The 21916-nt window shown below is 39.5% G+C and carries 17 protein-coding genes; 1 reads left to right on the forward strand and 16 read right to left on the reverse strand.

All coding sequences use genetic code 11. The features are described 5' to 3' along the window. Positions 1-11: 11 nt before the first annotated feature. From LKE46_RS08700 to LKE46_RS08725, 6 genes are read right to left on the reverse strand one after another with little or no spacing between them, the layout of a single operon-like run. A complete protein-coding gene (locus LKE46_RS08700; protein WP_291725626.1) occupies positions 12-779 on the reverse strand; it encodes a CheR family methyltransferase in 768 nt (255 codons plus the stop codon). A gap of 2 nt (positions 780-781) precedes the next feature. Further along, positions 782-1879 carry a protein-glutamate methylesterase/protein-glutamine glutaminase gene (locus tag LKE46_RS08705; protein ID WP_291720653.1) on the reverse strand — a complete coding sequence of 366 codons (1098 nt, stop codon included), beginning with the start codon at positions 1877-1879 and terminating at the stop codon, positions 782-784. A 31-nt stretch (positions 1880-1910) separates the two neighbouring features. Then, positions 1911-2399: a chemotaxis protein CheD gene (locus tag LKE46_RS08710; RefSeq protein ID WP_291720656.1), complete on the reverse strand. Its 489-nt coding sequence runs from the start codon at positions 2397-2399 to the stop codon at positions 1911-1913. 19 nt (positions 2400-2418) lie between these two features. Beyond that, on the reverse strand, positions 2419-2868 hold the full coding sequence (locus tag LKE46_RS08715) for a chemotaxis protein CheW (RefSeq protein ID WP_291720659.1): 450 nt from the start codon (positions 2866-2868) through the stop codon (positions 2419-2421). Positions 2869-2906: 38 nt separating this feature from the next. Then, positions 2907-4859, reverse strand: coding sequence for a DUF342 domain-containing protein (locus LKE46_RS08720; RefSeq protein WP_291720662.1), 1953 nt, complete (start codon positions 4857-4859; stop codon positions 2907-2909). Then, complete coding sequence (locus LKE46_RS08725; protein ID WP_291725627.1) at positions 4856-5695, reverse strand: aminotransferase class IV; 840 nt, start codon at positions 5693-5695, stop codon at positions 4856-4858. Before LKE46_RS08725 ends, LKE46_RS08720 begins: the two co-directional genes overlap by 4 nt. 132 nt (positions 5696-5827) lie before the next feature. Between LKE46_RS08725 and LKE46_RS08730 the strand changes: the two genes are divergently transcribed. Continuing rightward, positions 5828-6472 carry an HAD-IB family hydrolase gene (locus LKE46_RS08730; RefSeq protein ID WP_291720665.1) on the forward strand — a complete coding sequence of 215 codons (645 nt, stop codon included), beginning with the start codon at positions 5828-5830 and terminating at the stop codon, positions 6470-6472. A gap of 56 nt (positions 6473-6528) precedes the next feature. Here the strand turns inward: LKE46_RS08730 and LKE46_RS08735 are convergent, their stop codons facing one another. The 10 genes from LKE46_RS08735 to LKE46_RS08780 all read right to left on the reverse strand — a co-directional run bounded on the left by LKE46_RS08735 (position 6529) and on the right by LKE46_RS08780 (position 21881). After that, on the reverse strand, positions 6529-6861 hold the full coding sequence (locus LKE46_RS08735) for a DUF1292 domain-containing protein (RefSeq protein ID WP_291720668.1): 333 nt from the start codon (positions 6859-6861) through the stop codon (positions 6529-6531). 140 nt (positions 6862-7001) lie between these two features. Further along, positions 7002-10547 carry a pyruvate:ferredoxin (flavodoxin) oxidoreductase gene (nifJ, locus tag LKE46_RS08740; RefSeq protein WP_291720671.1) on the reverse strand — a complete coding sequence of 1182 codons (3546 nt, stop codon included), beginning with the start codon at positions 10545-10547 and terminating at the stop codon, positions 7002-7004. A gap of 528 nt (positions 10548-11075) precedes the next feature. Beyond that, on the reverse strand, positions 11076-12143 hold the full coding sequence (locus LKE46_RS08745) for an undecaprenyldiphospho-muramoylpentapeptide beta-N-acetylglucosaminyltransferase (RefSeq protein WP_291720674.1): 1068 nt from the start codon (positions 12141-12143) through the stop codon (positions 11076-11078). Between the two features lie 19 nt (positions 12144-12162). Then, complete coding sequence (gene recJ, locus LKE46_RS08750; protein ID WP_291720678.1) at positions 12163-13911, reverse strand: single-stranded-DNA-specific exonuclease RecJ; 1749 nt, start codon at positions 13909-13911, stop codon at positions 12163-12165. A gap of 121 nt (positions 13912-14032) precedes the next feature. After that, positions 14033-15256 (reverse strand): M16 family metallopeptidase, encoded by a 1224-nt coding sequence (locus LKE46_RS08755; protein WP_291720681.1) that lies wholly within the window; start codon positions 15254-15256, stop codon positions 14033-14035. A 3-nt stretch (positions 15257-15259) separates the two neighbouring features. Then, on the reverse strand, positions 15260-15832 hold the full coding sequence (locus LKE46_RS08760) for a DJ-1 family glyoxalase III (protein ID WP_291720684.1): 573 nt from the start codon (positions 15830-15832) through the stop codon (positions 15260-15262). A 99-nt stretch (positions 15833-15931) separates the two neighbouring features. Continuing rightward, complete coding sequence (glpK, locus tag LKE46_RS08765) at positions 15932-17425, reverse strand: glycerol kinase GlpK (RefSeq protein WP_291720687.1); 1494 nt, start codon at positions 17423-17425, stop codon at positions 15932-15934. A 35-nt stretch (positions 17426-17460) separates the two neighbouring features. After that, positions 17461-18021 carry a glycerol-3-phosphate responsive antiterminator gene (locus LKE46_RS08770; RefSeq protein WP_363316050.1) on the reverse strand — a complete coding sequence of 187 codons (561 nt, stop codon included), beginning with the start codon at positions 18019-18021 and terminating at the stop codon, positions 17461-17463. A 94-nt stretch (positions 18022-18115) separates the two neighbouring features. Beyond that, positions 18116-18820 carry an MIP/aquaporin family protein gene (locus tag LKE46_RS08775; protein WP_291725629.1) on the reverse strand — a complete coding sequence of 235 codons (705 nt, stop codon included), beginning with the start codon at positions 18818-18820 and terminating at the stop codon, positions 18116-18118. 199 nt (positions 18821-19019) lie between these two features. Beyond that, positions 19020-21881 carry a DNA topoisomerase IV subunit A gene (locus LKE46_RS08780; RefSeq protein WP_291720693.1) on the reverse strand — a complete coding sequence of 954 codons (2862 nt, stop codon included), beginning with the start codon at positions 21879-21881 and terminating at the stop codon, positions 19020-19022. Between the last annotated feature and the right edge of the window lie 35 nt (positions 21882-21916).

Raw genomic sequence — 21916 nt, forward strand, 5'->3', positions numbered from 1 at the left:
TGATTCCCTCCTTACAGTTTCCTATATATAAAGGTAGATGCCTTTTCGAAACCATATTCTTTATAATTATATATGCTTTCAGTGGCTCCCACAAATAATAATCCTCCTTTTCTCAAAGACTGGCTGAATTTTTCATATATCCTGTCCTTTATATCCTGATTGAAATATATTACTACATTTCTGCATATTATGAGATCAAAGTCCCTCTCATATGTGTCCAGTATAAGATCATGTTTTCTGAAAGTAACCATATTCTTTATACTGTCTTTTATGATATACTTATCGTCATTTTTTATAAAATATTTATCTAAATATTCTTTTTTAACATTTTTTACTTCCTGTTCAACATATTCTCCCATTTTTGCCCTGTCAATTATGGTGTTGTCTATATCGGTGGCAATTATGGTATGTCTCCTGCCCGGGGACAGCTCTTTCAGGTATATTGCCACAGAATAGGGCTCTGCCCCTATGGAACAGGCTGCACTCCATATCTTGATGGAATTGTTGTTTTTAAGGATTTCATCTTTCAATTTGGATTTCAATTCCTTGAATATCTCCGGATTTCTGAAAAACTCGGATACATTTATAGTTATAAAATCCAGGAACTTCTGTCTCTGTAGTTTGTCCTTCTTCAACAGATTTATGTAGTTCTCTATGCTGTCCACTCCTACCCTTGACATGAGGCTGTTTATTCTCCTGTGAAGCTGGTTGGGCTTATAGGCCGACAAATTTATGTTGAACTCCCTTAAAACCCATTTCTCAAAGTAATCCATATCCAGAATCATAAAGTCTTCCTCCTAATCGATACTAATTCTACAAGTTTGTCGGTTATATCCCCAAGCTTCAGAACCATTTCAACTTTTCCTGTAGAATAGGCCGCTTTCGGCATTCCATAAATAATACAGGTTGACTCATCTTCAGATATGGTTATTCCACCGCTGTCCTTTATTACTGCAGTTCCATCAGCTCCATCTCTTCCCATCCCGGTCAGGACAACACTTATGAGATTCCCGCCGTATACTCTTGCAGCCGATTTAAACAGCTTATCTACTGCAGGCCTTACCCCCCATATTGCAGGTTCTTTGTTCAGGTGCACCCTCCTGTCCTGTCCAACTTCCATGTGAAAGCCTCCAGGCGCTATATATATGGTATCCGGCACTATTTTCATGTTGTCTGAAGCCTCCACCACCTTTTGAAGGGAATTTGAATCAAGCCGTTCTGAAAATGCCTTTGTAAAGCCTACCGGCATATGCTGCACTACAAATGTAGGTATCCCGAAATTTTTAGGAAGCTTTGTTATAACAGAATACAGTGCCTTCGGCCCTCCTGTGGAGGCTCCGATTACAATTGCCTCTATGCTTCCGTTTACTTCATGAAGGTGCTTGTCTGTCTTGTCGTGAAGTACTTTTTTCGTCGTTCTGGTGCTTTCAGCTCTGGGACCGGATTGATTTTTCTGTCTGGATATCTGATAGGATAATTTTATTTTTTTTATCAACTCATCCTTGACTTTATCTATGTCCAGGGAAATGCTTCCTGAGGGCTTTGGTACAAAATCAAGGGCACCTGCGTCAAGGCACTCCATTGTCAGCTTGGTACCTTCCTTTGAAATACTGCTGAGCATTATTATAGGTATATTTATATTCCGCCTGTGCATTTCCTTCAGGGCAGATATACCGTCCATTTTAGGCATTTCCACATCAAGTGTTATTATATCAGGTACATTTTCTCCGGAATATTTTCCCGATAATTTTTCCAGCAGATCCTCTCCATTTCTGGCTGTTCCTATGGTCTCCATATCGGGTTCCCCGCCTACCATATCCGAGATAATTCTTCTCATCAATGCTGAATCATCTACTATCAAAACTTTTATTTTTTTCAAGTTATTATCACTCCACTATAAAAAATATATGTTATAATTCCTTAGTGCCCAATCCCACTGTGCGTATTTTTACGATTCCACTGGAAGTATCGAATATCATTGTCCTCCCTTTATTGCCGCCAAGGTCCTCTGCCAGTACCGGAATGGAGTATTTTTTAAGAGTAAGTTTAACTGATTTTCCATTTCTGCTGCCTATGTCCATTATCATGCTCTTATCGGAAAAGTTAAACATTGATGCTCCCCCTGCTATTTTGGCCTTCATGTTTTGTTTTTTCACACCCATGTTCTCCAATTTTTCTATGAGCATTGGAATGGCGAGATCTGCAAATTTCATAGGATTTTTTACAATACTGAACTGAGTACTGTCCGGAAGCATTATGTGCGCCAGCCCACCTACGGCTTTAAATCTGTCATACATGGCTATACCTATGCATGACCCCAGACCGATGGTCATGATTATATCGGGAGATGCTGCAGTATTCATATCTGCAATTCCAACTTTTATCTCTTTTATATCCATAACATTGCACCTTCCAATTTTATTGTATGAGCTGCTTTTCTTCCTCAGTGAGTATTGTGGAAAAATTCAGGAATATTATTATTTTTTCATCTATTTTTATAAGCCCCTTTACATATCTTCTGGATATACCGGATACAATATCCGGAGGGACTTCTATGGTTGACGGGTCTATGTCTCTTACTTCCGAGACAACATCCACTATAATGCCTATTTTATTTTCATTCTGTTTTGTTACAATAATCTTGGAGTCCTTTGTATTTTCACTTTCCTCAAGTCCGAACTTCTTTGTCAGAGATATAACCGGCAGTATACTTCCAGAATAGTTTATGACACCTTCCACAAAATCCGGTGAATCGGGAATTTTAGTCGTTTCTTCATAGCCAAGTATTCTCTCTACTTCCATTATGTCTGTAGCATAAAATTCCCCGTTTATACTGAATATCAATACTTTCAACTCTTTTTCATCCATTTTTATGAACCCTCCTCAACTTATTATATAAATAAAATTTATAACACAAATTTGTCCACTACCACATTTCCGTCTTTAAGATAGGCATGTACATTTTTACTCGGGGAATCCAGTACCGTTTCCCTCGTCCCTACCTTGAATACAGTGTTATGGTATGCTATATCGGCCCATATATTGCCTTCACTTTCAACTTCAATTCTAGTTGTTACACCTGCCACACTTCCTATAGTCCTGCACTTTATTTCATTTTTTGCCTTGAGACAACCTCCTCTGGCCACTGATCTTTCCCTGAGAAATTCGATTGACCCATTGGCTGTAATATTGGAAATGTATTCTCCCCTGCCTGTAATAACTACATCTCCCGAGCTCTCGATTTTTGAGTCCTGACAATATGCTATGACAACTTTTACCGGAAGTCTCAGTGTATTTTTCAATTCCTCTATTTTTGAATCCGCACAATCTATCAGTTCATTCAATTCCGTATAGTTTTCTATATTCACAGGTGCAATTCCTACAAGCTTCGACCTTATAAGCCTTATAAGATCATCATCTCCTACATCTTCAGTCTCGGGCTGGGATTTCATATCCAAAATTATATTTGCACATAATCTCAGTAGATTTTTAAACTTATTCTCCAGAAGTATTTTTATAATTTCTCCGTCTTTTCTCTCCTGACCAAATAAGTTGTACATTTTTATCTCATTGACAGCCGTTTCAAGATCCCTCATATTCCTTGTGAAATCGCCAAGATGCTCTATAGTCCTTACTTTGTCTACATCTTCGCCGCCTCCGCATATTTTGGAAGCAACTATGCTTCCCTTTATGATTATATTGCCCCTTGCACTCAATACAGACCTTTCCACATCCTTGTCTACGACAAGATTGTTGCCGCATTCTATTCCCATGCCTTCCTTTATGCTTCCATGAATGGTTATGTCTCCCACAAAACAGACATTTCCCGTCTTTAAATCAACATCCTTGTTCAATTCATGAACCTGATTTACATAAAATATATTTCCCTTTCTGGAGGGCTTCCCATCAATTGCCGCGACTACGGTGTCATCATCTTTTATCAAACATCCCGCACCTGCTTTTATATTCAGTTTCTTTCCGCTCTTGCACTTTACGACGTTTCCCATGATGTCCGATCCATCTTCGCCTTTCTTTCCAGGATGACGTACAGCTACAACTTCATCCTTCTTGATGGCATTTACAAGCCCTATGCTCTTAAAATCTATGTTTCCAACTGCATCTTCCTTAAATGAAGATGATGCCTTAAACTTGGCCTCTATATAGTCATCTTCACCGTCTACAACTTTCTTTCCCCTTGCTATAAGGATTCTCCTGCTGCTTTCTTTCATAAGCTTATTTAAGTTTTCTTTTATTATACCATAGATTATATTACTTTTTGCAATTTCTTCCTCTATGTCCTTTTCCGTATATTTCGGAGGATCTATTGTCTGCATGGCATATGGATGAAGTATAACTTCTTCCCCTTCTTTTTCATCTTTCAGACCATATATGATTTTGGAACTGTAGACAATTTCCGCATATGCTTCCATCCTGTCATCGGAGATGTAGATGTTGATCTGTCTCCGAGGTTCATTTTCTTCAAAGATGACTCTTATCTTGTTTGAACTGAATACTTCCATCTGATCTTCCACTTCAGTTCCATCCACCAGAACAGTCATACTGCCGGATTTCTTTATAATTGCAGGCTTTCTACCCTCTTCAGGATCTTTTACAATTATATTTCCATCCTCAACTTTTACGGTTCCATTGTTTTCATCTATTATCTCCGGTGCTTTCCGGGATAACTCCGAATTTCCATCTGGTTCATCAATTTCTACTTCTATGGTCACCTTTCTCTTGAAAAACCCCTTTTTGTCCTCCAGAAGCTTGTACCTCAAGTCTTTCTCTTCAATATTCAGCTGAGCAGCAGCAGCCCCAATACAATTTTGCAGTGAAGTCCCATGAAATACCTTTTTCAACCTTTCTCCCCCCTACACTTCAAATTTTTTATATCATCATTTACCCGTCTGTCATAGGCTCTCATTATCTCAATTACTATTTTATTTTGTGAAGAAGTAAATTCAACGTCATCTATTGATCTTACCGGAAGAACTTTTGGAGAAGTTCCCGATATAAAAACCGCATCAAATTTATCTATGTCCCTGTAGTTCACCTTTTTTTCTACTGCATCAATTCCCATTTCAAGGGCTATTTCCATTATAACCTGCCTCGTAGTGCCTGGCAGGACCTGCTCCACAGGGGCAGTAATGAGTTCGCTGTCCTTTATAAAGAAAATGTTTGATCTGCTTCCTTCCGTTATGTTTCCATTCCTGTCCACAAGTATGGCTTCAAATACACTCTTCTCTTTTATTCGAGTATCTATTCGTTTTCTAAAGTCCATGTCTATAATTTTTGCATTTGGATTTTCTCTTTCACCAAAAAATAAAAATGTATCCACTCCTTTTCTATATTCTTCAATGTCAGGATAATGATATTTTATAAAATACATGAGGAAATTATTTTCATGTTCGCCGTAATTGAATACAAGCTTCATATTTCCTGCACTGCACCTGTTTATATGTATGAGTTCAATTATACTTCTCTTTATGTCTTCCATAGGAATCCATAATTCCAGGCCGGCTACTCTGGCTGAATTTTCAAGGCGGCAAAGATGCCTCTCCAGAAACAGCGGTATGGAATCCACAATTCGTATTACCTCATATAATGATTTCCCTTCTGTCACGTATGTATCTTCAAATTCCCTACATTCCTTTACATTGTTGTTGAACAAGAAAAATTTACCGTAATTCTCCAATTGTATCACCTCTGAGTTCTTCTTATTATATTCTATCATTATCAACAGTGTAATTTCCACACAATCAGAATTTTATGTTATAATTAATTGTATAATTGCCAATTTGTCGATTGAAAAGGTGGATGATTTATTTTGGAAAGACTTGCAATATTTGATGTGGATTTTACTATAACCAAAAGGGAGACTCTTCTCGAATTTTATCTTTTCATGATAAAAAGACATCCTGTTTCAATATTACATGCCCCGCTGTCCATTATATCATCATTTCTGTTTATAACAGGGCTTATGGATGCAAAGAGAACCAAGGAGATTTTTATAAGTTTTATAAACGGAATTGATGAAGTGGAAATGAATTCTATTGTAAATGAATTTTATGACAAAAGGCTCTGCAAAATATTCTATGATGATGCAATTTCTGAAATTCGGAAGTTGAAATCAGAGGGATTTAAAATTTATCTGATTTCTGCTTCGGCTGAATTTTATTTGAATACACTGTATAATATAAAAGAAGTCGATAAGGTAATAGGAACGGCATTTTTAAAATCCGGGGGAAGATACAGAAACAAAATAGTAGGTGAAAACTGCAAGAGTGATGAAAAAGTTTCCAGGCTTAAAAATTACCTGGAGGAAGAAAACATAGAGGTGGATTTTGAAAATTCCTATATGTTCTCGGACTCTCTTTCAGATCTTCCACTGTTCAATCTTGTGGGAAATCCCTATCTTATAAATTTCAGGGGAAAAGATACAAAGGGAATAAAAGTGCTCCAGTGGAAATGACCGGCATATGTAAAATGGAGATAAATTCGTGCAGGCACGGATTTATCTCCATTTTTTTATTCTTCCAGTGATGCGTAATATTCAGAAACTTCATCAAATTCAGCATCATCAGGGATTACAAGTTCTCCCATATCTCCTTCTCCAACAACTTTGAATAAGTATACACTGCCATTTTCATGATTTTCAACTATAGCATATTCATTTTCTTTATATGCAAATCCATCTACAACTTCACACTGAACTGCATTTCCATTTTCATCTTCCAAATCCACCATGAGTGGTTCATGATCCCCACAGCCGCAACCGCAGTCTTCACCATGTACATTTTCATCTCCGCAGCTGCAATTTCCTTCTGACTCATTGTAGTCCTGAATTTTTTCGTTATCCATATACGGACCTCCTTTTAAGTGTTATGTTTTAATTTTACCCTTAACACTCAAATATTAAAAGCTTTTTTTACATTAAATAATATTTATTTAAAAAAAGACACAGAGCAGATAAAATCCACTCTGTATCCTTATATACACAATTATTTATAAAGATCTACCAATCTTAATAAATGTTCATAACGTTCTGCTGCAGCTTTCTCAGACTCACTGAACAACTTCTCTGCACGATCAGGGAATGCACGTTTCAAACGAGTATAACGTGTTTCATTGTTCAAGAAGTCCTGATAAGTTCCATCACCTGGCTTGGATGTAAGAGTGAATGGATTCTTTCCTTCAGCCTTACGAGTAGGATTGAAGGAGAACAGATTCCAGTATCCAGCTTTTACAGCTTTCTTCATCTCATCCTGGCAGTGGTTCATGCCGCCTTTAACTCCGTGAAGTTCACAAGGTGCATATCCAATGATAAGTGATGGTCCGTTATAAGCTTCTGCTTCAGCAATAGCCTTGACAGCCTGTGCTGGGTTAGCACCAAGGGCAATCTGTGCTACATACACGTATCCATAGCTCATAGCTATTTCAGCAAGACTCTTCTTGCCAACTTCTTTACCGGCAGCAGCGAACTGACAAACTTCACCGATGTTGGAAGCCTTTGAAGCCTGTCCACCTGTATTTGAGTACATTTCTGTATCGAATACCATGACATTTACATTTTCTCCTGAAGCAAGCACGTGGTCAAGTCCACCGAATCCGATATCGTATGCCCATCCATCTCCACCGAGAATCCATACTGACTTCTTAGCAAGATACTGTTTCTTGTCAAGTATTTCTTTAGAAGTTCCACAGCCTGCAGCAGCAGCTTTTTCAAGTTCAGCTACCAATGCATCAGCAGCAGCTGTGTTTTCTTTTGTACTATCTTTTGTTTCTATAAACTTCTTGGCAGCAGCTTTAAATTCATCAGATGCTTTGTCAGAAGCAGCAAGCTTCTCGATTTTGGCTATAGCCTGGTCACGAAGTGTCTTCTGTCCAAGATACATACCAAATCCATGTTCTGCGTTGTCTTCAAATAATGAGTTAGCCCAAGCTGGCCCTTTATTTGAATCCTTGTTAACTGTGAACGGACTTGTTGCAGCAGGACCACCCCAGATGGAAGAACATCCTGTAGCATTTGAAATGTACATCTGCTCACCAAACAACTGTGTAATCAAACGAGCATAAGATGTTTCAGCACATCCTGCACAGCTTCCTGAGAACTCAAGAAGTGGCTGATTGAACTGTGAACCCTTAACTGTGGTATCAGCTGGAACTCCAGGTTTCTTGCCTATATTAGCAACTAGATAATCGAAGACCGGCTGCTGGTCTGCCTGTGATTCCTGAGGTACCATCTTGATAGCCTTTGTAGGGCAGACAGTGATACATTCTGCACATCCCATACAGTCAAGAGGAGATACGCTTATTGCGAATTTGTATTCTCCAGCCTTTGGCTTGGTGTCAGCAACCTTGATATTCGAAGGAGCTGCTTTTACTTCATCTGCACTAAGCATGAACGGACGAATTGTTGCATGAGAACATACAAATGCACAGTTGTTACACTGAATACATTTATTTGGATCCCATTCTGGAACAGTTACAGCAGTACCACGTTTTTCATATGCAGAAGCTCCAATTTCATATTGTCCATCTGGATTTTCTTCGAATGCAGATACAGGAAGACTGTCTCCATCCATAAGTCCGATAGGATTCATAAGATTTTTAACAAGTTTAACTGTTTCCGGACGTCCTTTGAGTTCTGGTGCTGGAGCATCTGGAGCTGGATTCTTCCATGAAGCTGGAATTTCTATTTTATGAACAGCGTCTACACCGGCATCAATTGCCTTGTAGTTCATTTCTACAACTGCATCGCCTTTTTTGCTGTATGATTTCTTGGCAGCAGCCTTCATAAATTTAACGGCATCATCAATCGGCATAACATTTGCCAATTTGAAGAATGCTGACTGAAGAATTGTGTTGGTACGCTTACCCATACCAATCTCAATTGCCTTGTCGATAGCATTGATTGTATATAACTGGATGTTGTTGTCTGCTATATATTTCTTGGCATCGGCAGTCAATTTGGAATCCAGTTCGTCGTCTGACCACTGGCAGTTGATCATGAATATTCCGCCTGGTTTAACATCCTGAACCATCTTATATCCTTTAACAACATATGATGGGTTGTGACATGCAACAAAGTCAGCCTGATTTATGTAGTATGGACTTCTGATTGGCTTATCTCCGAATCTGAGATGTGATATTGTTACACCACCAGTTTTCTTGGAATCATACTGGAAATATGCTTGTATATATTTGTCTGTGTGATCACCCAATATCTTTGTTGAGTTCTTGTTGGCACCTACTGTACCATCACCGCCAAGACCCCAGAATTTACATTCTACAGTTCCAGGTGCAGATGTAATAGGAGCTGGTTTAACTTCCGGCAAACTCAGGTTTGTAACGTCATCAACTATACCGATTGTGAAACGAGCTTTAGGAGCACCTTTCTTCAATTCAGTATATACAGCAAACAATGATGAAGGCGGAGTATCCTTGGAACCAAGTCCATAACGTCCAGCTGTCAATACTATATCGTTAAGTCCTGCTTCACGGAAAGTTGTAGCTACATCAAGATACAATGGATCTCCCAATGCTCCAGGCTCTTTTGTACGATCGAGAACTGCAACTTTTTTAGCTGTCTTAGGTAAAACTTTAAGAAGTGCGTCAGATACCCATGGACGATACAGACGAACTTTAACAAGTCCAACTTTTTCTCCCTTGGCTGTCAGGTAATCGATAACCTCTTCAGCTACATCACATACAGATCCCATAGCAATGATGACACGGTCAGCATCAGGAGCTCCATAGTAGTTGAACAAATCATAGTTTGTACCAAGTTTTTCATTTATCTTAGCCATATATTTTTCAACAACAGCTGGTAATTTATCATAAGTTGTGTTGCTTGCTTCACGGTGCTGGAAGAATACATCTCCATTTTCATGAGAACCACGCATAGCTGGATGTTCCGGATTCAATGCATGTTCACGGAAAGCTTTAACTGCATCAAAATTGCACATTTCTTTAAGATCTGCATAATCCCATTTTTCTATTTTTTGAATTTCATGAGATGTACGGAATCCATCAAAGAAATTGATAAATGGAACTTTACCTTCAATTGCAGAAAGATGTGCAACTGGGCTTAAATCCATTACTTCCTGTGGGTTTGTCTCAGCAAGCATTGCAAAACCTGTCTGACGACAAGCATATACATCACTATGGTCACCAAATATATTAAGTGACTGAGTTGCAACAGTACGTGCCGATACGTCGAATACGCAAGGAAGCTGTTCAGCAGCAATTTTATACATGTTAGGAATCATTAGAAGAAGACCCTGTGATGCTGTAAATGTTGTTGTGATAGCTCCGGCAGCAAGAGAACCATGAACAGTTCCTGCAGCACCTGCTTCAGACTCCATTTCTACAACTTTAACCTGGTTACCGAAAATGTTCTCCTGTCCTGCAGCAGACCATTGGTCAATAACATCAGCCATTGGACTTGATGGTGTAATTGGATAGATACCAGCTACTTCTGTAAAAGCATAAGCTACGTGTGCAGCAGCTGTATTACCATCCATTGATTGTTTAGATCTTGACATATGAAATTTCCTCCTTTATTTTTAAAATCATAAAGTCACTTACAAAATTCAGCAAGCATTGATTTATCTAACCTTTATCCGTTAGATTTTTATATTTTTCTCCACCATGAGACAACAAGTGCAAATACACAAAATATCAGCTCATAGAGGAGGAGAATAAACATATTTTATTTTAACAAAAATCTATCAGTTAAAATCTCAACTAATATTATACTTTTATATTACAACAAAAAATTAAATCTGTAAATTATAAATTTATGCTGTATTAGTAAATTTTTTTGTTTGTATACCATAATACTACAAGTAATTTCAATATATTGATAACCTGTATCAACTATATCAAATATATATTTCATAAATATCAGTTAAAATAGCGAACTTATCCGCCTTTTAAAAAAGTCCAATCAGTCCACTAAATACAGAGCTTATTCCATATAAATATTTTTTTAACAATGTAATTGTCTACATTAACATTATAACATAAAATATTATTTAACAAAATATATTTTTCAAATATGTAATTTTAAATTATTTTATACTGTATTTCTCAATTACATCTATTATCTTGTCCGATCCATTTCCGGCACTGCTGCCTGCCATTTTATTTATATAGTCATTTCTGCTGCTGTAGAGCTCATCTATTTTTTTTACAAGCGTGTCGGGCTTCAAAACGTCCTCGCTCAATACCATGCTGTATCCCCTCTTTTCAAAGGATGCCGCATTCAATATCTGATCTCCCCTGCTTGATTTTCGCGACAGCGGAATAAGAAGGTTCGGCTTTTTCAGGGCAAGAAGTTCAAATATGGCATTCGCACCTGCCCTTGATATTACAATATCAGCTATATTCAGTACATGAGGCATATTTTCATTTACGTACTCAAATTGCAGGTATCCTTTTCTGCCCTCCATGCCCCTGTCAATATTTCCCCTGCCGCATATGTGAATTATGTTGTATTTTGAAAGCAGCATATCCAGTGAAGCCCTGACCGTATCATTTATAAACTTTGAGCCTAGACTTCCGCCGACTACGAGAATCACCGGTTTATCATCCTTGAAGTTGCATATTCTCTTTCCTATTATCCTGCTTCCGTTTATAATTTCACTGCGAATGGGGGTTCCCGTCAGAATGCCCTTCCCGTCTTTTATCTTGTTTAAGGATTCCGGGAAAGTCAAACATATTTTATCACAATAGGGTGCAGAAATCCTGTTTGCAAGACCCGGAGTAATATCCGACTCATGTGCTATGACAGGTACTTTGTTTAAATGTGCTGCTATTACTACCGGTACTGAAACAAAACCGCCCTTTGAAAACACTACATTGGGTTTTACCTTCCTTATTATAATAAATGCTTGAAATACTCCTTTTATTACTTTGAAAGGATCCGTAAAATTCTTTATATCAAAGTATCTCCTGAGTTTTCCGCTGGATATGGCATGATATTTTATTTTCTGAGAGGTTATTATTTTTCTTTCGATCCCGTTTTTGGTTCCTATATATTCTATTTTATAGCCTCTCTTCTTTAATCCCGGTACGAGGGCGAGATTTGGTGTTACATGCCCTGCAGACCCGCCGCCTGTTAATATTATCTTTTTCAAATTCTATTCCTCCCGAATATCAATTGGTTGAAATTCTAAAATCTTTTACAATAATCTGAATGGTCCTGTTATTGTTGTATTCATTAAAGACCGGGAAAAACACAATGTCAATATACATACTTTTAAAATCATTTGACAAGATTCTGTTGAGTCCGGTAGTACCCCATGACTTTTCCACAACATGCCTGAACCTGTCTCCACCGTTAAAGATCAGGGCATCCATCTTGTTCAAACTATTGTTCAACCTGCAGAACAACTTGACTGTATTTTTGTCTTTTCCCATAAAGAACACCTTGAACACCTCTACATTCTTTTCGGCAAATACAGGTGATGGATTCCCCACACCAAAAGGCTCAAGACGTTTTATATCTTTTATAATGCCAGAGGTTATACTCTCAAGGGGAAGTCTCCTGTCTATTATTATTTTAGGTATGACATCCTCATCTGTAAGGCTGCAGCTGTCATTAAGTCTTTTCCTGAGTTTATCTATGTTGTCCTCTTTTATGGACATTCCTGCCGCCATTTTGTGTCCTCCAAAATTTTCCATAAGATCTCTGCACCTTGACAGTTCTACGAACATGTCATATCCTTCTATGGATCTTCCGGAACCCTTGCTAAGAATCTCGCCCTTCGTGATTACTATAGATGGCAGATTGTATTTTTCTTTGAGCTTTCCGGCTACAATTCCCGCAATACTCTCATGTACATCGCCTTTGTATGCTACAACCACCCGGTCATGTTTCAATTCGGAATTTTCCACCATATCCACTATTTCCCCGAGACTTTTAGTTGTCATATCCTGTCTCATAGAATTGAGTTCCCTCAATCTGCCTGCAAGAAAAGCTGCCTCAGCCGTATTTTCCGCCATGAGAAGCTTTAGGGCTGTTTCTGCACTTTCAAGTCTTCCCGCTGCATTTATACAGGGCCCCAATACAAATCCTACATGATAGGCTGTAATATTTCCCGGTTCCAGAGAGTTTTCCTTTAAAAGAGCTCTTATACCCATATTTTGGGTATTGTTCAACGCATGTATTCCATGTTTTGCAATGATCCTGTTCTCGCCTACAAGGTCCACAACATCACAGATGGTGCCGATTGCAGCATATTCGATAAACTTCAGGGCTTCCCCTTCATCAACACCCATTTTTCTGTAGAGCACCTGGACAAATTTGAATGCAATACCTGCCCCACAGAGCATTTTAAAAGGATATGGACATTCCTCCTGTTTTGGATCTATTACAGCATCTGCGGGGGGTATGTCGGATGGTATGTCATGATGATCCGTCACAATCACCCTCATATTGAGTTCCCGGGCCCTTGCAATTTCTTTAAAGGCGGATATACCATTGTCACAGGTTATAATTGTGGAAATCCCCTCTGAATTCAACTTTTCTATTCTTTCCAGATTCATTCCATAGCCCTCTTTTATCCTGTCGGGTATATGGTACTTTACATCAGCCCCGCAGCGAAGAAGTGCATTATAAAGTATATAGGTGCTTGTTACACCGTCCGCATCATAATCCCCGTATACTGCAATTTTATCTTCCCTTGCTATGGAATCGCATATTATATCCGTTCCCGTTTCCACGTCCTTCATGGAAACGGGATCATGCAATTTGTCCATGGAGGGGTTTAGAAAATCAACTATTTCACTTTTTGAAGTTATCCCCCTGTTTGCAAGTATGGACTGAGTAATATCATCTATACCTGTTTCCCTGGAAATATTTTTATCCAGCCTGTGTACCCTGAGCATCCATCTTTTCTCCACAAAAATCCCCTCTCTATTATTGGAAATTTCAAAGTTTAAATATCAAAGTTCAAATTTGGTCAATTTTCGGCTGATACCGAAAATCTTCATTAACTGAACTTTACTCTTTGAACTTTACTCTTTACTTAAATATCTGTATGGAAGGATTGTTCATTACTTTGTCTATAACAGAATATATTTCTTCCGTTGAAACGGCATCAAGATCTTCAATCTCTTCATCAAATTTTGTGAAACTTCCATGCATCAGTTCACAGGTAGTGAGCTCCTTGCAGAGCTGAACCGATCTTTCCGCTTTCAACGCCCTTTTTATCTTTATCCTCTTTGACAGGTCATTTATGACATCCTCACTAAAATAATCCCCACCATTTTTGATGTTCTCAACAACATTGTCTATACTGCATATGCAGCTGTGTATCTTCTCTGCGGATGTACCCATTTTTATGGATAGAAGTTTTATACCTGTCTCATTTTTTATGCTGCTTCCTATTTCATAGGCAGCGGCATTTTCAGTTCTTATCCTGTCAAACAGAAAACTGCCTGTTCCCTGTCCGAAAGCACAATTGAACAGCATAAGCGCTTTAAATTCCCTGAAGTTCAGATCACTTATATCGAAAATATATTGAATTTTAGCTCCGCCCGTATTATTCCCGCTGCTTTCATATATGCCCGGCAGATTCACTTCATACAGATTTGTCCTGCAGTCCGGCAGTTCATCCCCGTCTTTAAATTTCTGAAAGTAGTGTTCCATCAGATTGAGTATATGCTCAAAATCAAGAGAAGATGAAAAACTGACTACACAATTGGATGGAACATAGAAGCTACTGTAAAAATCAACTATATCCTGCAGTTCAATTGTTTTTATGCTGTGCTTAGAACCTATTATAGTTTCTTTTATTCTCCTGTTTTTAAAGGAATTCATAAATAAAAGATCCTCACAGCACTGGTACGGATCGTCCTTCCACTCCCTGAGTTCCTGGGATATTACATCCATTTCGCCTTCAAATCCGCCTTCAGGAAACAGCGGGTTCAGCAGCATATCGGAATACAGTTCAACCGCCCTTTCAACATCCTGGTTCAGACAGCTTCCATAATATACTGTATACGGATAGTTGGTCATGGCATTTTCAAATCCGAATATACTGTCACACATGTTGTTTATGTCATTTTCAGTCCTGTTTATTGTACCTTTTGATATCATGTGTTCAAGTGCATGCGCTGTTCCAAAGGCAAATCTTCCCGTCTCATCAAGCGCCCCTGCATTAAACCCTATACATAGTGAAGTTATCTGCCCCTCTCTATGTTCATATATGATTTTCATCCCATTTTTCAAAGTAAAGTATTCCATTTTCTATTCACCATAATGCTGTTTTACAAGATTCATCAAAGTGGATTTCTCCACCCTTCTCAGAGTTTCGCCGTCTGCAATATTTTCAAGTATCTTGAATGCAAAATAAATTGACATTGCAGCTCCCCTGCTTGTTATTATATTACCGTCCTGAACTACAAAATCTTCTCTATAATCCACGCTGCCAAGTTCATCTTTGAAATTGGGGTTTGAAGTTACCTTTTTGCCCTCAATAATGCCCGCCTTTTTCAAGACTATTGGAGCAGCACATATTGCCGCCACAAATTTACCTTTTGAGTGGAATTCCTTTACAAGTGCCGTCACATTTTCATTGTCCCTCAAATTAGTCGCCCCGGGAAGTCCTCCCGGAAGTATTACGACATCATATTTATCCGGATCTATATTTTCAATTAATTCATCTGTTATTATAGTTGTATTTCTCGAGCTTGTTTTTTCCCTGCTGCCGTCTGCAGATGCAATTACACAGTTTACATCTCCCCTTCTCAGAATATCAACAGGTGTAAGAGCCTCTATATCCTCAAATCCATCAGCAAGCAGGACTACTGCATTTTTCAAAAAAATCCCCTCCTTTTATTAATATTATAATAATTATCACTGCTACTTACAAATAAAAAATCCTGCATCTCATACTGTATGCAGGATTTTTATAGTTTTCTACTGTTTTGCCCATCCCATGGATCTCTTTACAGCGTCATGCCACCCTTCCAGAAGCCTGGTTCTATTTTGTTCATCCATAACCGGGTTGAAATTTTTTGATAAAGCCCAGTTCTTCGCAACATCATTTCTGTCCTTCCAGTAGCCTGCTGCAATACCCGCAAGATATGCCGCACCAAGCGCAGTGGTTTCTATTACTTCAGGTCTGTCAACCTGGACATTCAATATGTCGGACTGGAACTGCATGAGGAAATTATTTGCGCAGGCCCCTCCGTCAACTTTAAGTGCCTTGAGTTCTATTTTTGAATCCTCCTCCATGGCTTTAAGCACATCATATGTCTGATACGCAAGGGATTCCACCGTAGCCCTTATGAAATGCTCTTTTTTGGTTCCTCTTGTAATGCCGACCATTATCCCCCTTGCATATTGATCCCAGTAAGGAGCTCCAAGTCCTACAAAGGCAGGTACAAGGTAAACTCCTCCCGTATCTTCCACAGCCTCACAGTATCTCTCGGATTCAGGTGCGGATTTCAGCATTCTGAGTTCATCTCTCAGCCACTGTATGGACGCCCCTCCTATAAAGATGCTTCCTTCAAGGGCATATTCAACTTTGCCGTCTATGCCTATTGCTATGGTAGTCAGGAGACCGTTCTTCGACTCCACTGCTTTTTCTCCTGTATTCATAAGCAGAAAACATCCCGTACCGTAAGTATTCTTTGCCATTCCAGGCTTGAAACATGTCTGTCCGAAAAGTGCAGCCTGCTGATCTCCTGCATCACCTGCTATTTGTATCTCCACACCAAACAGGGATTCATCGGTTTTCCCGTAGACACAGCTTGATGGCTTCACCTCGGGGAGCATTGATTCAGGGATGCCGAATATGTCCAGAAGGTCCTTGTCCCACTTTAACTCGTGTATATTGAAAAGCATGGTTCTTGATGCGTTTGTATAATCCGTCACATGAACCTTTCCCTTTGTAAGATTCCATATAAGCCAAGTATCTATGTTTCCAAATATGAGGTTTCCCCTGTCAGCCTCTCTTCTTGCCGTAGGAATATTGTCAAGTATCCATTTTATCTTTGTAGCTGAAAAATATGCATCCAGTACAAGTCCCGTCTTTTCTTTTATAATTTTATCCAGCCCTTTTGCCTTCAGCTCGTCGCAGAAATCAGAGGTTCTCCTGCACTGCCATACTATTGCATTGTAGATGGGCAGACCTGTTCTCCTGTCCCATACTATGGTGGTCTCTCTCTGGTTTGTTATTCCAATGGCCTCTATATCCTCTGCATTTATATTGGCCTTTAGAAGCGCCTCCGTTGCAACCCCGAATTGTGTGGCCCATATTTCCATTGGATCATGTTCCACCCATCCTGCTTCCGGATATATCTGCTTGAATTCCTTTTGTGAAGTGCTTACAGGTAATCCACTTTTGTTGAACAGTATGCACCTGGAGCTTGTGGTTCCCTGGTCCAGTGCCATTATATACTTTGCCATTCTACTTCCTCCTCAATATATCTTAATAAGTTTTTTCATAGATTCCACAATTTGCTGTCCGTTGTGGACACTGCCACAGCTCCTGCCGACAGTGATTCCATAACATCTTTTTTGTCTGTTATGAGCCCGCCTGCAATTATCGGGACTCTGATTTCCTTTTCAAGCACGCTTATTATTTTGCTTGCCACACCGGGCATTACCTCAACTGCGGTAGGATTTGTTTCATGTATGCTCTTTATTCCTGTTTTAAGCGACAGTGAATCTATTGCGAACATTCTCTGTATGGTATGCAAATCGAGCTGGTTTGCATATTTTATATTTGAAGCCCTGGTGCTTATTATACCGTCTGTTTTTACAGATTCTTTTATAAATCTGACAGCTGCCTGATCACCTCTGAGTCCCTCTATCATGTCCAAATGAATAAACACCAGTTTCCCACTTTTCTTGAGTCTGCTGCATATATCTTTTATGCTCAGTATGTCACCATATAACACAAATACTATGCCTGCACCGCTCTGAATCGATTTTTCCAGATCGGCATCATTTCTTAAAGCTGCTATAACCGGATTTTCTATCAGTACTTCCTTGAGTTTAATCATCAATATATACCTCTTTCAAATTAATTTGTTCACACTGTAAATACTATATATAACAATAACATTACAGCTGCAATTAATTCAAGAAACAAATCTAGAATACCGCTGTAAACAGAAAAGCTCCTGCCAGGCCTCCAATTATCGGTCCGACAACAGGCACCCAGGCATATGACCAGTCCGAATCGCCCTTACCTGCAATAGGCAGAATGGCATGTGCAATTCTCGGTGCCAGGTCCCTTGCAGGATTAATTGCATATCCGGTTGGTCCTCCCAGCGAAAGCCCAAGTGACCATATCAGAAGAGAAACAAAGAATACTCCAAATCCCGGTGCAGCTTTCTGAATTCCTATTCCGAGAATTCCAAATACAAGAGTTGCCGTTCCGAGAAATTCAGTTAAAAAATTCAGCGGTAATTTTCTTATAGCCGGTGCAGTACAGAATATACCGAGCTTGGCCGCCTTGTCTTCCGTCACTTCCCAGTGCGGCAGATATGTAAGCCATACAAGTGCCGCCCCGGCTATTCCTCCAAGCATCTGTGCACATATATAACCCGGTACCTGTGATACAGGAAATTTTCCTATTGCCGCAAGTGCCAGTGTAAGTGCAGGATTAAAATGCGCCCCACTGACATTTCCAAATATGAAAGCAGGTATTCCAACTGCAAATGCCCATCCGGTAGTTATAACCATCCAGCCTGCATTCTGTCCCTTGCTTTTTACAAGAGTGCAGTTTGCACACACCCCGTCTCCAAGATATACTAAAATCATCGTTCCAACAAATTCTGCTGCCAATTTTGTCATCATTTCTACCCCTACTCTTCCTATATGCTTTTAACCGATTACATAGCACATAAAATAATTTTTTCGCGAAAAGAAGCCGTCATTAATAAAGCTACTTTGCATAGCTTTATTAATGACGGCTCTCACACTCTCTGCCCTTTACTATATTTTATATTATAGTATATAGACCATACTATTTCAATAGTACCCGGTAAAATTCTCATGACTTTTTGATAGATACACTCTTTATTTTATCGTCTATATTATCAATTGCCTTTCCCTTTCCTCCTCTGTTCTGCAGCTTTATATCTGTCAGGGGTATCGTAGAATTCATACCTTTTGAATAGTTTATATCAAAGTAAAGCCTGCTGCTTTTTTTCAAGACATTTGAATAGATTACCCTGTCACTTTCCTCCAGTTTTATGCCAAGTGAGCCCGATGCAATTCTGCCGGAAGCATTCACGTCACTGCCCGAAAATTTTATTGACATGCCATTTCCCGTAAACATGATTATTTCTGAATCTTCATCCTCCGAATACACTATATCCGTTAAAATGTCATCCCTGCTCTTAAATTTATAGGCAGCCGCCCTGAGTCCCACATCTTCAAAGCGTTTCAGTTCCGTCTTTTTCACCATTCCATTCCGGGTAAAAAAGTATATATATCCGGTGTTGAAATTGTCAACGGAAAGCAGCTTCAATATGTCGGACCTATGGTGAATTTCAAAAAGATCTTCTATGTGTATGCCCTTTTCAATATTCTGCAGCATGATCGAGGGCATTGAAAACACATCCCCATTTTTTCCAAATACAAGCAGGGTACATGATGAGTTTGTATTCACACCAAAAGTCCTCCTGCTGTTGGAAGCTGATTTCAGCATTCCATCTTTGTCTATTGAGATATAGAAATCTTCATGATGCCGGCTATCTACAAAATCCACCTTTAAAATTCTATCTTTCGGGGGAAGGTGAAACATACTTGTACTCACTATATTTCTGTCCTCCGGGTCGATCTTAAGTTCAGGTATGGTAAAATCAAGTCCCAGCTTCGTAATTATACTCAAAAATGTTTTGCCTCTTTTTTCGGAAACCAGTCCGGCACTTAAAAGTTTTTCACCTTTCCTGAGTTTTATGGCCGAGAGTTTCGTATAGGCGGTCCTGAAGCCATTTACTGCAGTTTTCTTTATACCTCCAGTGTCGGTAAACAGTATGAAATTGTTCCCGTAATCCTCATTTTTCAGGCTTACTACAGAAACTATGCTTTCACGTGAAGTGTCCAGCCCCTTTATGACACTGTCAAGCTTCTCGCCTTTCTCCTTCCACTTGAACTCAGGTATATCGATTCCCTTCAGCTGGTACATGTTTCCTTGGTCCGTAAAAAACATTACTGTGTCCCCGGTGCTGGAGTTTAGAAGAAATCTATTGCAGTCACCTTCCCTATAATCTATTTCATCCACATTTTTGCTGGAACGATTATAGCTCTTATTCGATATTCTCTTTATAAAGCATTCCTTTGACATGGTAATTACAATGTCTTCTTCTATTATGATTTCATCAATCTGGATTTTTGCACTGCTGTCATCCTCCAGAATGGAAGTTCTCCTGTCATCCCCGTATTTATCCCTTATTTTTCTCAATTCACCTTTTATAACCTTGAACTGCTCACTTTCACTGGACAATATGAGTTCCAGTTTATCTATGTAACCGTACAGTTTCTTATGCTCTTTTTCAAATTCAACTATCTCAAGCCCGGTAAGTCTGTAGAGCATAAGTTCCAGTATTGCCTCCGCCTGGATCTTCGTAAAGCCGAACTTGTGTGCAAGATTATTTGAGGCATCTTTTCGTGAATTTGAACTTCTTATTGTCTTTATGATCTCATCCATTATTCCAATGGCCTTTATGAAGCCCTCCACTATGTGGAACCTCTTTTTGGCTTCGGAGAGTTTCTTTTGGGTCCTTCGTACAAGCAACTCCCTCTGGTACTTTATAAAGTACTCAAGTATGCTTTTCAGGGAAAGTACAACCGGTTTTCCCTCTGCAAGTGCCACCATATTGAAGGAAACGCTGCACTGGAGATCCGTCTTCTTAAAAAGGTATTTCAATATTTTTTCGGCACCCTCATGATCCATTGACTTTTTGAATTCAATTACGGCTCTTATACCGCTCCTGTCAGACTCATCTCTTATATCATAGATGCAGTCGAGAGTTTTGGAATGTTTTTTGTCTGCAGTCATTTCTGAAATTGTCTGAAGAAGTCTCGCCTTGCTTCTCCTGTACGGAAATTCCGTTATCACTATTGCAAGTCTTCCATTTTCCAACTTTTCTATAGAAGTCTTCGCCCTCAGGGTGACCTTTCCCTCTCCCGTACTGTAGGCGGATTTCAGTGACTCCCTGCCTATTATTATCCCTCCTGTGGGAAGATCCGGTCCCTTGACGTACTTCATAAGTCCATCCGTATCAAGATTCGGTTCATCTATAAGTGCTACTGCAGCATCTATTACCTCCCGCAGATTGTGGGGCGGTACATTGGTTGCGAGCCCTACTGCTATTCCAAAAGCACCATTTACAAGCAAATTGGGATATCCTACCGGAAGTACTTCAGGCTCCTTTTCAGACCCCGAGTAATTGTCTATCATATCCACTACATCATCTTCCATATGGCTCACCATCTCCACTGCAATTGGAGTGAGCCTGGCTTCCGTATAACGCATGGCGGCAGCATTGTCTCCGTCCTGGCTTCCCCAGTTTCCGTGGCCGTCTATAAGAGGCATTCTCGTAGTAAATTTCTGGGCAAGTATCACCATTGCATCGTATACGGAGGAATCACCGTGGGGATGGTATTTACCGAGTATGTCCCCCACTATTCTGGCAGATTTGTAATATGGCCTGTCTGGAAAAGCTTTCAGCATATAGGCTCCGTATATTATTCTCCTGTGGACCGGCTTCAGACCGTCCCTCACATCCGGCAGAGCCCTGTCCTTTGCCACCTCCACTGCGTATGGAAGATAGTTGTCCGGCATAGCTTCCTCTATTGAAATCCTCACTATATTCTTGTCCTTTGGTATTATTGTCTTTCTCGCCAAGTCAAACCGTCCTTTCTTTTTCAGCATGCAATTAT

The organism is Clostridium sp. (genome assembly GCF_022482905.1).
GTDB lineage: Bacteria > Bacillota > Clostridia > Clostridiales > Clostridiaceae > Clostridium_B.

What these genes read in the sequence shown, in the direction of transcription:
- LKE46_RS08710 (WP_291720656.1), bottom strand. Translation starts at nt 2,399, where the DNA reads ATGGATATAAAAGAGATAAAAGTTGGAATTGCAGATATGAATACTGCA.
- LKE46_RS08715 (WP_291720659.1), bottom strand. Translation starts at nt 2,868, where the DNA reads ATGGATGAAAAAGAGTTGAAAGTATTGATATTCAGTATAAACGGGGAA.
- LKE46_RS08735 (WP_291720668.1), bottom strand. Translation starts at nt 6,861, where the DNA reads ATGGATAACGAAAAAATTCAGGACTACAATGAGTCAGAAGGAAATTGC.
- nifJ (WP_291720671.1), bottom strand. Translation starts at nt 10,547, where the DNA reads ATGTCAAGATCTAAACAATCAATGGATGGTAATACAGCTGCTGCACAC.
- LKE46_RS08755 (WP_291720681.1), bottom strand. Translation starts at nt 15,256, where the DNA reads ATGGAATACTTTACTTTGAAAAATGGGATGAAAATCATATATGAACAT.
- glpK (WP_291720687.1), bottom strand. Translation starts at nt 17,425, where the DNA reads ATGGCAAAGTATATAATGGCACTGGACCAGGGAACCACAAGCTCCAGG.
- LKE46_RS08775 (WP_291725629.1), bottom strand. Translation starts at nt 18,820, where the DNA reads ATGACAAAATTGGCAGCAGAATTTGTTGGAACGATGATTTTAGTATAT.